Origin of the sequence: Rudaea sp. 3F27F6 (assembly GCF_005503555.1) — a bacterium.
Classification (GTDB): Bacteria; Pseudomonadota; Gammaproteobacteria; order Xanthomonadales; family Rhodanobacteraceae; genus Rudaea.
Genome location: NZ_SCNG01000002.1, coordinates 210255 through 224488, shown reverse-complemented (window position 1 = coordinate 224488; position 14234 = coordinate 210255). Strand labels below are relative to the sequence as shown.

Here is a 14234-nt window from a genome sequence, read left to right as displayed (position 1 = left end):
GTCCTCCAAGCTAACGTGTCGGCCTTAACCGCAAAGTAGGAAAAGGGCGCGGCCGTCAGCGTCGGCATACACAAAAAAACAGAGGGAGGAAAAACCAGTGTGGCATTGCATTCGTTCACTCCTGGCCGCCAGTCTGAGCGTGGCGACGATCCAGAACGCATCGGCGCAGACGGCGCCGGCGCAGCCCGAGGAACAGGGCGACAAGAAGCCCGCCGAACTCGGCGGCATCATCGTCGTCGGCACAGTGGACGTGAAGGACAGCAAGACCGGCACGTCGCTGCTCGACGTACCGCAGAACATCCAGGTGCTTTCCGGGCAGCTCATGGCAGAGCAGGGCATTTCGGTGCTTGAAGACGGCCTGCGCAACGTTGCCGGCGTATCGGTCGGCGGCTATGCGCGCGCCTACGATTTTTTCCGCATACGCGGCTTCGAGTCGTGGCAGTACACCCAGCTCGACGGGCTGCCGCGCACGGTGTCGCTGAATATCGAGCCGAATGCGCTCGAACAGGTCGAGGTGATCAAGGGCCCTGCGTCCGTGCTGTACGGCCGCGGCGCGCCGGGCGGCGTGGTCAATCTGGTGAGCAAGCGGCCGGAGTCGAACGATTTCGCCGACGTTTCGCTGACCGGCGGCTCGTTCGACACGCTGATCGGTACGGCCGACCTCAACAAGGTGCTGGACGATTCAGGCAATGTCAGCGGGCGCTTGAACATGGTCTATCGGCGCGAGGGCAGCCATATCGACTACACCAACGGCGTCGAGCGCCTGTATCTCGCGCCGTCGCTGCGCTGGGCGTATTCGGACGATGGCGAGATCACCTTCCTCAGCTCGATAACGAAGGAATGGAACCAGCTCGTGCCGGCGCAGCCCGCAAGCGGCTACATCCTGCCGAATCCGAACGGGCGCCTGCCGCGCAGCCTGTATATCGAGGATCCGGATAATCCGCCGATCGTCGATCAGAAGCACATCACGACCGGCTACGAATGGAAGGCGAAGGTCTCCGACGTAATCCAGTTCCAGCAGAATCTGCGCTTCACTTGGACCGACCTCGACTGGCGCAATATCTACCAACCGCTGTCGCTCGCACCCGACCAGCGCACGCTGACGGTCTACGACTACGATCTCGACGAGAGCCGCAGGGCCTTCGCTGTCGATACGCGCCTGATCGGCGATTTCAGCACGGGTTCGGTGTCGCACAAGCTCACGGTCGGCCACGAGTACCGCAACGAGACCGACGACCGCATCGATTACCTCGGTGGCTTTTTTCCGCCGATCCAGTTCGATTTGTTCAATCCCGACTACCGCGTTTTCGTGCGCCCGACGATGACACCTTCGCCGTCGAATACGGATTCGCATAGCCATGCGCTCTACGTGCAAGAGGAAGCGACGTTCTCCGAGCGCACGACCGTGACCCTGGCAGGCCGCTATGATCGCGTTTCGGTCGACAGCGGCACGGGCTGGGTCACGTACAACTCGTTCGTGCCGCGCTTCGGCCTCAACTACCGCTTCACGCCGGTGTTGTCCGCTTACGCCAGCTACAGCGAATCGTTCAATCCGCAGATCGGCCTGCGCGACAAAAATTTGAATCCGATCGAACCCGAGGGCGGCAGGCAGGGCGAGGTCGGCATGAAGCTCGCGACCGCGGACGGCCGCTACAACCTGACCGCGTCGATCTACGATCTCACGCGCACGAACGTGGCGACCGCGCGCGTGACCCCGCCCGGCACCTACGACGTCAGCGGACGCCAGCGCGCACGCGGATTTGAGCTCGACAGCCAGATCCGCCCGCTGCCTGGGCTGCAACTGGTCGCCTCGTTCGCCTACAACGATGCCAAGGTGCTCGAAGACAATACGCTGCCGGTCGGAGCGCGCCCGCTCAATGCGCCGAAGTATTCCGCGAGCGTGTGGGCGAAGTACACGCTGCAGGAAGGCCCTCTGGCCGGCCTCGGCATGAGTCTCGGCGGCAGTCATTATTCCAATCAGGCCGGCGATGCGGCGAACAGTTTTTTCCTGCCGGCCTATACACTGCTCAACGCCAATTTGAGCTACGAGATCGGGCGCACTTGGATGCAATTGAACGTGTACAACCTGACCAACAAGTACGCCGCGGTCGGATCGCTGTCGCCGCTGTTCGTCACCTACAGCACGCCGCGCGCGGTGCGCTTTACCGTCGGCTACCGGCTCTGAGCCGAGCGGAGGAGATCGATGCAAACGATCGACCTGGCCGCGCTGTTCTTTCTTGCGTTGACCTTGGGCGCGCTGGCGCTGGGACGGAGAGTGTTCGTCCCGGCGCTGCTCGCGTTCGCGTTGTCGGCAGGTGCAGTGTCGATGAATCATTGGCAGGCCGTGCCGATGGCAGCGTTTGCACTCGGCACGCTGCTGCTGGTGGTCATCCTCGCGCGGCGCCGTCCGCGTGAACCGAAACCGGCGGCGGTTTGGCGGCGGCTGCTAGTCTGGACGTCCGTCGCCGCGATGATCGCGGCGGCGGTGGCTCCTTACTATTTCTTTCCGCTGTTCTCACTGCCCGCGCCGAGCGGGCAGTATGCGATCGGGACGATCCGGATCGAATGGGTCGATACGGCCAGACTCGGCCTGCTCGAGGACGCTGCGAACGAACCGCGGCGAGTGACGGTGCAGCTTTGGTATCCGGCCGAAGCGGATGACCGCAAGCCATACGCGCGTTATCTGCCGGCCGAGCATATCCGCACCGAGGGCGCATCGATCGCCGCGAATGCCGGATACAAACCGTTCGAGCTGCTGCATCTTTCCGCGATTCCCACGCACGCCCGTGTGGATGCCGAGCCGCGTCGTGACGGCGCATTTCCGCTCGTGTTGTTCAACCACGGCTATCACATGTATCCGGCGCAGAACACGCCGCTGTTCGAGGAACTGGCGAGCCACGGCTATGTCGTCGCGAGCATCGGCCATCCCTACGATTCATCGCGCATCGATTTCGCCGACGGCTCGCACAAGCCGACCACGCCGTTCAAGGTGACGCCCGCGCTGGTCGAAGCGCTCGACAAGCTGGTCGCACGCCCCGATCTGGAAAACTGGAAAGCGGCATTTCCAGCCTACGCCGAAGCCGTCGTCAAAGACCGGCTGACGAACAGCGAAGCGGCCTGGCAGGGCGACACGGCCTTCGTGCTCGCGGCCTTGCAGGCGGGCAAAGGCTCGCCATTGCTCGCGCGCCTCGCCGAGCGCATCGACTTTTCCCATCTGGCCTACGGCGGCATGTCGTTCGGCGGCGGCATCGCGGTGAAATCCTGCGATGCCGAGCCGCGCTGTCGCGCTGCCTTCAGCCTCGACGGCGTGGTCTACGATCCGGCCATGTTCGATCACACCGTGCGTGCGCCGTTGCTCGTGCTGCACACCGACTGGCTCGAGTATCCGCTGTACCGCGGGCAACTGCGCGATGCTGCCGTGCATCCGATGGATTTCGCTTTCCGCCGCTGGCAGGCGGAAGGCGAGGCGCGCGACGATTACCGTCTGCGTGTGCGCAACTCGGCACATATGGCCATGACCGACCTGGTACGCCTGACGCGCTGGCCCGGTCGCGACAAGGCCTACGGCACGATCGCACCGGGCGATATGGACGGAATTCTGACCGGCTTCACCTTGGCCTTTCTCGATCGCTTTGTGCGTGGCATGCCGAGCGGGTTTCCCGAGAAGCAATTGGCGCAGTGGCCGCTCGTCGCGCCGCACGATTCGCGCCGCTTGCCCGAACATCCGCCGCAATCGCAGTGAGTGCGACCGGCCGCAGCGGCTTGCGAGCCGCCGCGGCCGCGGACCGGCGCTTCAGTTCAGCAACACGTCGAGGATGCGGTCCACACCGTGACGGATCGGATCGCAGCACGGCAGGCCGGTCTGTGCTTCGATCTCGCGCACCGCCGCGGCGACCGAGGCCGGATCCATGCGCGAAGTGTTGACGCTGATGCCGACCACGCGCGCATCGGGATTGGTCAGGCGCGCGGCGGTCACGTTGGCGTCGATGCAGCGGCGCAGGTCGGGTACCTTGTAGTCGAAGCCGAGCAGATGTGTGCGCACCGGTTCGTGGCAGACCACGAGCGCGTCGGGCTGGCTGCCGTGGATCAGACCGAGGGTCACGCCCGCGTAAGCCGGATGGAACAGCGAACCCTGGCCTTCGACGACGTGCCAGTGATCGGGATCGGCGTCCGGCGACAGCCATTCCGCAGCGCCCGAAATGAAATCGGCGACGACCGCGTCGATGGCGACGCCGCGCCCGGAGATCATGATGCCGGTCTGCCCGGTCGCGCAGAAATCGGCGTCGATGCCGCGCGCGCGCAAGCCCGCTTCGAGCGCGAGCGCCGTATATTTTTTGCCGACCGAACAGTCGGTGCCGACGGTGAGCAGGCGCTTGCCGGTGCGCTTGCGCCCGTTGCCGGGAGCGAAGCCGCGCGTCGGTTGACGCAGATCGTGCACGGCGCGCCCCGTACGCTCGCGTGCCGCGGCGATCGCGGGGATGTCGTTGAGCCGCTGGTGCATGCCCGCGGCGACGTCGAGGCCGCTGTCGAGCGCGTCGACGATCGTGCCGACCCAATGCTCGGGAACGAAACCGCCGATATTGACCACGCCGACGATCATCGTGCCGGCGCCGGCCTGCGCCGCCTGCGCCGGTGTCATATCCGTCAGCTCCAGGTCGACGCCGCTGCCGGGCAGGCGGTGCTGGCCGACGACGTCGTCGCGCCGCCACTGCTTGAGCCCCGCCGCCGTCTTGGCCGCGCTGAATTCGGTGACGTCCCCCAGGAACAGCAGATAAGGCTTGCGCACAGTCGATATCCTCACTTCGTTGCGGATGATGGTGGAGGCGCATGAACGCACCGATGGCATGCCGCGCGCTTAGCAGAACGGAGGCCCACTTAGCCGCCGGGGCCTGCCGGCACAATCGCGAATTGCCCGGCCCTTTTCGCTAAACGGCCCGGCCGCGTACGCGCGCAAATGTCCGCTTCGACAAACGATTCCGATCGAGGCGTCATGGTGAAGGGCGGTACGCAGCAGGAACCGAAGGCGCCGTCGGGCGATGCCGAGCGCGCGGGCAGGGTGGCGGCATGGATCTGGGAACTCGGGCGCCTCGACGCACACGATCAGGCCGCGCTCGCGCGCCGCGGCGAAGTGTCGGCACGCGAACTCTGCGAGAGCGCGATCGCGCGCATCGAACACTGGAACCCGGCGCTCAACGTCATCACCCATCGCGACTATGCCGCCGCGCTGCAACGTGCCGAGCGCGCGAGTGGCGAGATGGCCGGCGTGCCGTGGCTGCTCAAGGACGGACTCGACTACCGCGGCATGCCGAGCCGCAGCGGCAGCCGCCTGTACCGCGATGCGCCGGCCGGCGATATCGACTTCGATTTCACCCGCGCTTTCGACCGCGCCGGTCTGATCGCGCTCGGCAAAACCAATGCGCCCGAGTTCGGCCTGCTGCCGACGACCGAGCCGCTGCTGTACGGACCGACGCGCAATCCGTGGGCGCCCGAGCGCTCGCCAGGCGGTTCGAGCGGTGGCGCCGCGGTCGCCGTCGCGACCGGAATGACGCCGCTCGCGCATGCCGCGGACGGCGGCGGTTCGATCCGCATTCCGGCCTCGTGCTCGGGCCTCGTCGGCCTCAAGCCCGGGCGCGGCGCGACCTTGCGCGCACGCGCACCGCACATGATCGAGGACATGCTCGCCTGCGACATGCTGCTCGCGCGCAGCGTGCGCGATGTCGACTGGGCGATGCGCACGGCGAGCGCAAAACCGGCTGCGCCGGCGGCACGCGGCGATGCCAAGCTGCGCATCGGCGTCATGCTCGCAAGCCTCAACGACAAGCTGCCGCATGCGCAGGTGCGTGAAAGCATCCTGCGCAGTGCGCAGGTCTGCGCCGACCTCGGCCACGAGGTGTTCGAAGTCGGCCGCCTCTACGACGGCCCCGCGGTGCTCGCCGCGTTCAAGACGATCTGGGCCTATCTCGCTCGCGACGTGATGCTCGGCGCGCGCGCCAGGTTCGGCGCCGCCGCCGACACCCTGGTCGAACCGTGGACCCGCGAACTCGCGCACTGGGCCGAGAGCGTCGCGCTCGGCGACAACGACAGAATGATGCACGCGATCGCCGAGGCGCGCAGCGCGCTCGAAAAATTCTTCGCTAGCGCCGACGTGATTCTGTCGCCGGTGCTCGACCGGCCGCCGCTGCGCATCGGCGAACTCGCGCCGACGGCGGGATTCGAGCACATGATGGAACTGATGTTCGAGTACGTGTCGTACACGCCGCTGCACAATATGACCGGGCATCCGGCGATGTCGCTGCCACTAGTCCCGGCGCCCGACGGCGCGCCGATCGGCAGCATGTTCAGCGCGGCGCACGGCGGCGAAGCGACCCTGATCGGGCTGGCCTATCAGCTGGAAGAGGCGCTGCCTTGGCGCGATCGCTGGCCGTATGGTGCAATGCCCAGATGACTCCATCGTGTTCCGCAGAAACGTCGCTGTCGCGCAGCGTCGACGAGTTGCTCCAGCAGCTCGACGCGTCCAACGCGACGCCGGGCCAGTCCGTGCGCATGGCCGACGGCTGGCGCATGCCGATCTGCGGCGGTCTCGGCTTTCGCTACGAATACGACAGCAGCGTCGCCAACGGCGGCTGGGAGTTCTACCGCCTGCACAACGGCATCTGCATCGCCCTGGTGCGGATGACCACCCAGCGCCGCATCGTCCGGCGCCACAACACCGCGGGTTATCTGGCGCTGTCGGCCGTGCTCGACGGCAACGTCCTGCTGACCGACGACCTTAGCGTCGAGGGCGAACTCGCCGACGGCTACTGCACCATTTACGGCAGCGATCCCGGTCGTCATCTCGAAACTGTCTACGAACCCGGCGCGCAGTTGCGCTGGGTGACGCTGTATTTCGAGCGGTCGCTGTTCTTCTCGTTGACCGGCCTTGCCGAAGCGGACGTGCCGGCCGAACTCGCCGAATACATCCACGGCGGAAGTGCGTACGCCTGCCACAACGTGCCGCTGTCCGAACTCGCCTCGCTGACCGCGCACCAGTTGATTTCGCCGCCGTTCGCCGGACCGTTCCTGCGTTTCTTCATGTCGGCGAAAGCGTTGGAACTGGGCTGCTACATTCTGTCCGGTCTGTCGCAGCCGGACAGCGAACTGTTCGGCGGCCGCTTCGAGGCCGAAGACCATCGCAAGATGAAGCAGGCGATGGCGATGATCCGCGACAATATCGACGGGCAGATCAGCGTGCACGAACTCGCCGAAACGGTCGGCATGAGCCGCCACCGGCTGCAGCTCGGTTTTCGCATGATCTACGGCGATACCGTCGGCCGTATCCGCGACAAGTTGCGCATGGAACTCGCGCTCGACCTGATCCGTGACTCGAACCTGTCGATGATCGAGATCGCGCTGGAGACCGGCTACGAGCACGCGGCGAGTTTCACGCGCGCTTTCAAATCGGCGTTCGGCATTTCGCCGATCCAGATGCGCAAGGTCGCCAACGACGAGTTGCGCGTGCGCAATCTGCCCGGACGCGCGCGGCCGAAGCCGGCGCAGGACGCGGGAGACGCCGATGCGGAGTGATGCGGCCGGCAAAAGTCTGCCGCGCGTTCTGATCGTCGTACTACTGAGCGCGATCTACGCGGTCAACTACATCGACCGCCAGATCGTCGCGATCATCCTCGAACACATCAAGACCGAGTTTGCGGTGTCGGATTCGATGCTCGGCCTGCTCGTCGGGCCGGCGTTCGCGCTGTTCTACGCGACGATCGGCATTCCGATCGCGATCGCCGCCGACCGCACGCAGCGCGCGCGCATCGTCGCCGTGTCGCTGAGCTTCTTCAGCCTGATGACCCTGGTCTGCGGTCTCGTTGCACAGTTCTGGCAACTGGTGGTCGCGCGCGTGTTCGTCGGCGTCGGCGAGGCCGGCACCGGGCCCGCTTCGCAGTCGATCATCTCGGACCTGTATGCCGCCGACGAGCGCGCGACCGCGCAATCGATCTACGCGATCGGTTCGAACATCGGCCTGATGACCGCGTTCTTCGCCGGCGGCTGGATCGCCGATCAGTACGGCTGGCGCATGGCCTTTATCACCGCGGGTATTCCGGGCCTGCTGCTCGCGCTGGTCGCGTTGCTCATTCTGCGCGAACCGGCCAGGACCGGGGTTTCGGCCGCCGATGCCGACGAAGTCAATATGAAGGACTGCCTCGCCTTCCTATGGCAGCAGAAGTCGTACAAGTACATCGTGCTCGGGACGGCGATGAGCGCCTTCTCCGGCTACGGCATCGCCTCGTTCGTGCCGGCATTTCTCGTGCGTTCGCACGGCATGACCAGCACCGAAGTCGGCCTGACGTTCGCGCTGATCGTCGGTCTTGGCGGTGGTCTCGGCACCTTTCTCTCGGGGCGCGTCGCCGATGTCGCCAGCCGCAAGCGCGGGATGCAGTGGAACCTCTACGTACCGGCCATCGCCGCGCTGCTTTCGCTGCCGTTCTGGTATCCGTTTTTTCTCTCGCAGAACAAACTCATCGCGATCCTCGCCGCGATCGTGCCGCTGTCGCTCAGCGCGGCCTTCATCGGCCCGTGTATTGCGACGATTCAGACGATGTGCCCAGGTAGGATTCGCGCACGTGCGGCGGCGATCCAACTGTTTATCGGCAACCTGATCGGGCTCGGGCTCGGGCCGCAATTGATCGGCGTGGCGAGCGATCTGCTGCGTCCGTTGCTCGGCCGCGATTCGCTGCGCTACGCGATGATCGCCGGCGCGCTGGCTTCGCTGGTTTCGATCCTGTTCTATTGGCTCGCCTCGCGCCACGTGGCGGCCGACGTCGAGCGCGTCAGCAAAGGCGTGAGCGTCTGATCAGACGGCCGGCGCAATAGCCGGTGACGCCGCGGTCTTCGCGATAAGCGAGGCGGCCGTTGACCCAGGTGGCGATGATGCCGGCCGAGAGGCGCGTGGGCTCGTCGTAGTCGGCGCGGTCGGCGATGCGCCGCGCGTCGAAGAGGGCGAGGTCGGCATAGGCGCCTTCGCGCAGCACGCCGCGATCGGCGATGCCGAATGTCGCCGCGGTCAACCCGGTCATCTTGTGCACCGCCGTCGGCAGATCGAACAGGCCGACCTCGCGCACGTAGTGGCCGAGCACGCGCGGGAATGCGCCCCAGAGACGCGGATGCGGGCGCTCGTCGTGCGGCAAGCCGTCGCTGCCGATCATGGTCAGACGATGGCTCAGGATGCGTTGCACCTCGCCTTCGTCCATCGAGAAGTACACCGCGCCCGCAGGCAGCAGGCGCTGTGCGGCTTCGGCGAGCGGCAGGTTCCATTCCCGTGCGATATCGGCCAGATCGCGGCCGACGAACTCGGGGTAGGGAACCGACCAGGCGATGCAGGCGCGGATATTCGGCCGCACCAGGTCGGGGCGCAGCGTCGTGCTCGACGCGGAGTAGGGATAGGCATCGAGGCCGACCGGGTTGCGCGCGGCCGCGGCATCGATCATTGCCAGAGTGGTCCGCGATTTGCCGAAGTTCTCCGGAGCCGTGCATTTGTGATGGCTGATGACCACCGGCGCGGGTGCATCGCGGCCGATCAGCAGCGCTTCTTCGACGGCGGCTTCGACCGCATCGCCTTCGTCGCGCAAATGCGTGGTGTAGATCGCGCCGTGCTTACTGAGGCCGCGCGCAAGTTCGATGACTTCGTCGGTGCCGGCCTCTTTGCTCGGCACGTACCAGAGCCCGGTCGAGAATCCGGAGGCGCCTTGTTCGAGCGCTCGGTCGAGCCGCGCTTTCATGTGCGCGATTTCGGCCGGTGTCGCCGCGCGTGCGGTGTCGCCGCGCATCGCTTCGTAGCGCAGAGGCATATGCCCGATCAGCGCATACGCGTTGACCGCGGGCGGTGTTGCCGCTAGCCGTTCCGCATAGGCGGCGAAGCTGTCGAAGGTCCACCAGCGCTCGTCGCCGAGCAGATCGAGCGGCGCGGGCGGCCGGCGGTCGAATGCGACCGGCGCGAGGCTGATGCCGCAATTGCCGACGACGACCGTGGTGATTCCCTGCGAGAGCTTGCACAGCATGCGCGGCGCGCCTTCGAGGATCGCGCGGTCGTCATGGGTATGCGCGTCGATAAAGCCCGGCGCGAGCGTGAGGCCCTCGGCGTCGATCTGTTCGCGCGCCGACAGGCCGGCGAGATCGCCGATGGCCGTCACGCGCTCGCCGTCGATGGCGACGTCGGCCGCGAATGCCGGTTTGCCGGTGCCGTCGATGATCTCGGCGCTGCGGATGATCAGGTCGGCCACGGCCTCACTCCAGACGATCGGTGTTGAACGCGTGCAGCCAGGCGGCAATCGCGTGCGGGCCGAGCGCGTCGAGGGTGTTGCGCACGACGGTCGGCGATTCGTCCTGGGCGAGCTTGAAGCGCGCCCTGGTCTCGCGGATCGTCGCGGTGAAGGCGACGACACGCCGCTGCAGCGAGTGATAGCGATGGTCGATCTCGGCGACGTTCCAGCGCTGCGGGCGATCACGCTCCATGCGTTCGACCAAGCGCGCCAGCGCGTGATCGGTCAGGTCTTCGCGCAGAGCGATGTCGACGCTCAGCGTGGCGTTGACGTAGAGCCAGGTCGGCGCGGAATCGCGGTCGGCGTACCAGCTTGGCGAGGCGTAGGCGTCTGGCCCCTGAAACAGAATCGTGGCTCGCGGGTTCTCGCGAAAGCAGGCGACCAGCGGATTGGCGCGCGACAGATGGCCGAGCAGTCCGGTCACCTCGCCGCCGTTCTCGGGTAGCGGCAGCAGCGGCAACTGGCTCGACACGGCGTCGCCCGAGGCGTCGGCGCTGACCACCCAGGCGAGCGGGAACGTGTCGATCAATGCGCGGACGTCGTCGGGCGACCGCGGCTCGAACCGGTCGGTCGTGGGTGAGGGGTGGTTTATCGCGGCGGAGTGAAAAGGCGGTGGGTTTTGCGTCATGGCGACAGCAAAACGCCGATCGCGATCGGCCGCTTAGCAATACGGCGCGCGATTTGGCGAAACGAGCGAGGCGGGCGCTTTTATGCGATCGGCGACGATCCGGTCGATGAAATCACCGCGTTCTGCGCATGGAAATGCCTTTGCCAGCAGGCATGCGGCGAGCACACGGTGTCACGGATCAGAATGCGCTCCAGCTCGCGATCGTCTTCGGCCGCGAGCAGCAGGCGGCCCCAGACCATGTTGCGGCTCCAGCGGCGATAACGCCGGCGGATGGCGTGGTGCTCGCCGAATTCGGCGGGCAGCTCGCGCCAGTCGTTGCCGGTGCTCAGCACCCACAATACGGCATCGACAAAGCCGCGCAGATTCGCTTCGTTCGAGCCGCCGAGCACACGGCCTTCGGGCAGCGAATCGCGGATGCGGCGCCAATCGTCGTCGCCGAGTCTGCGCCAGCCGAGGCGCGAGATGTTTGCGTGCAGAAGTGTCATTGGCTACCTCGCTGCCTGGTGCTGCTGAGGACTGATGAAATCGCGAATCGCGGCATTGACCTCGGCGGCCTTTTCGCGATTCACCCAGTGCGACGCGTCGGCGAACAGCTTCACGCGCAGGTCGGGAACGAACTGGCCGAGTCCGCTGAGGTTGCCGGCCAGCAGGTAGGGATCCTTCATGCCCCAGATCAGCAGGGTCGGAACGTTGACCACGGTCGAAGCGAGATCGGGCGTGTAGTTGCCGTTCGCGGCGCGGCCGTGTTTGGCATCGGGCGGCCCGAGGTTGGCCGCGCGGTAGTAGTTGAGTTCGCTTTCCAGCGCGCCCGGCTGCGACCAGGCGTCGATGTAGGCTTTGCGGTCGTCGCTATTGAAGCGTCCGTTGCTGAGGCCTTCGGCGAGCACGGTTTTCACCAGCGCGGCGTAGCCGTCCGCGGCATAGGCCTGTGCAAGCCCCGGATCGTAAACACCGAGCATGTAGCGGCTGGCGAGCTGCTGCGCGGGATTTTCCCGCAGCTCGCGATCGAACAGCGCCGGGTGAGGCGCGTTCAAGATGACCAGTTTTTCCACGCATTCCGGGTGATAGAGGGCGAATGCCCAGGCGATCGCGCCGCCCCAGTCCTGGCCGACCAGGACGAATTTTTTCTGGCCGAGCTGCGCGGCGAGCGCACGTATGTCCTCGACGATGTCTTTGACCCGATAGTGCTCGACGCCCGTGGGCTTGGAAGACAGGTTGTAGCCGCGCATATCGGGCGCGACGGCCTGGAAATCCTTGCCGAACTCGGCGAGCTGCGGCTTCCATTGGTACCAGAACTCGGGGAAGCCATGCAGGAAAACGATCAGCTTGCCCGAGCCCGCGCTGGCATAGTGCAGGCGCACGCCGTTGACCTCGGCGTATTTGTCGACGAGTTGAGGCGCCTGCGCAAAAGCGCGCAGGCAGAAGGCGAAAGCGGCCAATACCCAGAAGAGCGAAATACTCAGTGTTCGGTTTCTCATGCATGTCCCGTCGATGGAGGCTGGCCGTCTTGGCAGGCGGACGCTTTCCGTCCTTCCCGTTTTGAACAGCGCAAAACGGAGGCGAACACCGACATGCACGCGTGGTGCGCGACGATCGATATGCGTGTGGGTCTGACCGAACCGCAGGCAGTTCTTGCGGTGCCGGAGATCGGCCGTCGCGGTTGTTGACTGCGGATTCGTCCGAATGCGAGGCCGCGCATTGCGCGGGCCACGCGGAAGCGCGCCGGCAACCGGCGCGCTGTTCGTTGCGCTATCGCGGCCTAGTGATGATGGTCGGTCTCGTCGTTGCTTGCTCCGGCACCAAGCCCCACGCCGAGGCCGACGCCGCCCGCGCCGGCCATCATGCCGCCGCCACCTTTGCCGCCGTCGCGCTTTGCCTCGTCCTTCGCGCCGCCGCCTTTGCCGCCCGACGCAGAAGGACGTGCCGGGCCTTGCTTCGGAATTGCGATATCGCCCGGCACCGCATCGAGATCGAGCACCTGGCGGATGAAGTCGCGCAGCGAGACGACCAGCTCGTGCGTGTGCACGGGGCGGCCCACGGCCAGTTCGCTCGCGGCTTGCGCGGCGAGCCGCACCTGCGGTTCCGTGCCGAGCAGAATAATGTCGGACAGCGCCGCTTCGACCGCATCGCGCGTGCGCCGCGAACGGTCGGAATGAGCCGCCGCCGCGGCGGAAATGTCGGTATCGATTTTTTCGGCGTTGGTGGACTCGCCGCGCCGGCGCAGATCGCGCAGATGGGTGGGATCGACCTCGAGCCGGCCGGTGAACGATCCGCCGAGCGTCTTGTATGCGGCAATCAGGGTGCGCAGACGCTCGTTGATCTGACGATTCTCGCGCTCGCGCCGCTGCTGGATCGTCTGCATCGCGAGCAGGCGCACGCCGACGCCGATCAGGGTGATCAGCGCGAGTCCGAACAAGGTCGAGAGCAGGGCCTGCCAGGAACTGAAATCGAGATTGCGCATGGTTCCGGCCTCGGGGAGGGAGTCCGCATGCTAGAACAATTCCGCCGCCAAGCTAACCGGTCGCGGCACGAACGAAGCCGCGCCGCGCAGATCGGTTCACCGCGCCGGCTGTATGCGGCCGGCGCGCGGACGCTCGTCTGCGGCGCTCAGACTTGTACGAGGCCGCGGCGGATCGCGATCAGCGCCGCATGGGTTCTCGATGCGGCGTCGAGTTTGCGCAGGATGCTCTTGATGTGCACCTTGACCGTGCCTTCGCCGATGTCGAGTTCTCTCGCGATCAACTTGTTGCAGAGTCCTTGCGCGATTCCGGCGAGCACTTCGAGTTCGCGCTTGCTCGGGGCCGGCGACGTGTCCGCTTCGGCGATCCGCTGCGCCTGCTCGGGGGTGAGATAGCGGCCGCCGCGGGCGACCGTTTCTATGCAGTCGCAGAGCGCGTTCGGCGAGATGCCTTTCAGCGCATAGCCGTTCGCGCCGGCCGCGAGGCCGCGGCGCAACTGATCAGCGGTGTCGAAGCTGGTCAGCAGAATCAGCTTGGCATCGGTGTCGAGTTCGCGGATCGCACGCACCGCGGCGATTCCGTCGAGACCGGGCATGCGCAGGTCGAGCAGGGCGACGTCGGGCCGCAACTCGCGCCAAAGCGCCAACGCCTCGATGCCGTCGCCGGCCTGACCGACCACCGTGTAACCGCAGCGCTCGACGACGCAGGCAACGCCGCTGCGAACGAGTTCGTGATCGTCGGCGACGAGGATTCGCAGCGGCGTCGGGCGTTCGCGGTCCACGTTGTTCCTCGCTGCGGTTGCCAAGAATCCCCGGTTGCGTGCGCCGCCTCGGTAGCACTGCGCGC

Annotated in this window: 12 protein-coding genes; 5 read left to right on the top strand and 7 right to left on the bottom strand. The window is 66.1% G+C overall.

Translation table 11 applies throughout. From position 1 onward, the window contains the following. Nucleotides 1-97 precede the first annotated feature (97 nt). Nucleotides 98-2185 carry a TonB-dependent siderophore receptor gene (locus tag FFS30_RS08880; RefSeq protein ID WP_137912791.1) on the top strand — a complete coding sequence of 696 codons (2088 nt, stop codon included), beginning with the start codon at nt 98-100 and terminating at the stop codon, nt 2183-2185. Nucleotides 2186-2203: 18 nt separating this feature from the next. Continuing rightward, complete coding sequence (locus FFS30_RS08875) at nt 2204-3742, top strand: hypothetical protein (RefSeq protein ID WP_137912790.1); 1539 nt, start codon at nt 2204-2206, stop codon at nt 3740-3742. Nucleotides 3743-3793: 51 nt separating this feature from the next. On the opposite strand, the gene dgcN is transcribed toward FFS30_RS08875, so the two are convergent. Then, nucleotides 3794-4801, bottom strand: coding sequence for an N-acetyltransferase DgcN (gene dgcN / locus FFS30_RS08870; protein ID WP_249352332.1), 1008 nt, complete (start codon nt 4799-4801; stop codon nt 3794-3796). A 153-nt stretch (nt 4802-4954) separates the two neighbouring features. On the opposite strand from dgcN, the gene FFS30_RS08865 reads away from it, so the two are divergent. From FFS30_RS08865 to FFS30_RS08855, 3 genes are read left to right on the top strand one after another with little or no spacing between them, the layout of a single operon-like run. After that, complete coding sequence (locus FFS30_RS08865; RefSeq protein WP_137912788.1) at nt 4955-6445, top strand: amidase family protein; 1491 nt, start codon at nt 4955-4957, stop codon at nt 6443-6445. Continuing rightward, nucleotides 6442-7563 carry an AraC family transcriptional regulator gene (locus tag FFS30_RS08860; protein WP_137912787.1) on the top strand — a complete coding sequence of 374 codons (1122 nt, stop codon included), beginning with the start codon at nt 6442-6444 and terminating at the stop codon, nt 7561-7563. The genes FFS30_RS08865 and FFS30_RS08860 overlap by 4 nt, the downstream gene beginning before the upstream one ends. After that, on the top strand, nt 7553-8836 hold the full coding sequence (locus FFS30_RS08855; RefSeq protein ID WP_137912786.1) for an MFS transporter: 1284 nt from the start codon (nt 7553-7555) through the stop codon (nt 8834-8836). The genes FFS30_RS08860 and FFS30_RS08855 overlap by 11 nt, the downstream gene beginning before the upstream one ends. Here FFS30_RS08855 and FFS30_RS08850 read toward each other — a convergent pair. From FFS30_RS08850 to FFS30_RS08825, 6 genes are all read right to left on the bottom strand, one after another. After that, complete coding sequence (locus FFS30_RS08850; RefSeq protein ID WP_137912785.1) at nt 8814-10262, bottom strand: D-aminoacylase; 1449 nt, start codon at nt 10260-10262, stop codon at nt 8814-8816. The two genes, FFS30_RS08855 and FFS30_RS08850, sit on opposite strands and share 23 nt — an antisense overlap. Nucleotides 10263-10266: 4 nt before the next feature. Beyond that, a complete protein-coding gene (locus FFS30_RS08845; RefSeq protein WP_137912784.1) occupies nt 10267-10929 on the bottom strand; it encodes an FMN-binding negative transcriptional regulator in 663 nt (220 codons plus the stop codon). An 80-nt stretch (nt 10930-11009) separates the two neighbouring features. Further along, a complete protein-coding gene (locus FFS30_RS08840) occupies nt 11010-11414 on the bottom strand; it encodes a transposase (RefSeq protein WP_137912783.1) in 405 nt (134 codons plus the stop codon). 3 nt (nt 11415-11417) lie between these two features. Beyond that, nucleotides 11418-12407, bottom strand: coding sequence for an alpha/beta hydrolase (locus FFS30_RS08835; RefSeq protein ID WP_137912782.1), 990 nt, complete (start codon nt 12405-12407; stop codon nt 11418-11420). 281 nt (nt 12408-12688) lie between these two features. Continuing rightward, complete coding sequence (locus FFS30_RS08830; RefSeq protein WP_137912781.1) at nt 12689-13390, bottom strand: hypothetical protein; 702 nt, start codon at nt 13388-13390, stop codon at nt 12689-12691. Between the two features lie 146 nt (nt 13391-13536). After that, nucleotides 13537-14169: a response regulator transcription factor gene (locus FFS30_RS08825; protein WP_171014529.1), complete on the bottom strand. Its 633-nt coding sequence runs from the start codon at nt 14167-14169 to the stop codon at nt 13537-13539. Nucleotides 14170-14234 lie beyond the last annotated feature (65 nt).

Coding starts and splice junctions, on each gene's coding strand:
- FFS30_RS08875 (WP_137912790.1), top strand. CDS start 2,204: ATGCAAACGATCGACCTGGCCGCGCTGTTCTTTCTTGCGTTGACCTTG.
- FFS30_RS08865 (WP_137912788.1), top strand. CDS start 4,955: ATGTCCGCTTCGACAAACGATTCCGATCGAGGCGTCATGGTGAAGGGC.
- FFS30_RS08860 (WP_137912787.1), top strand. CDS start 6,442: ATGACTCCATCGTGTTCCGCAGAAACGTCGCTGTCGCGCAGCGTCGAC.
- FFS30_RS08855 (WP_137912786.1), top strand. CDS start 7,553: ATGCGGAGTGATGCGGCCGGCAAAAGTCTGCCGCGCGTTCTGATCGTC.
- FFS30_RS08845 (WP_137912784.1), bottom strand. CDS start 10,929: ATGACGCAAAACCCACCGCCTTTTCACTCCGCCGCGATAAACCACCCC.
- FFS30_RS08840 (WP_137912783.1), bottom strand. CDS start 11,414: ATGACACTTCTGCACGCAAACATCTCGCGCCTCGGCTGGCGCAGACTC.
- FFS30_RS08835 (WP_137912782.1), bottom strand. CDS start 12,407: ATGAGAAACCGAACACTGAGTATTTCGCTCTTCTGGGTATTGGCCGCT.
- FFS30_RS08830 (WP_137912781.1), bottom strand. CDS start 13,390: ATGCGCAATCTCGATTTCAGTTCCTGGCAGGCCCTGCTCTCGACCTTG.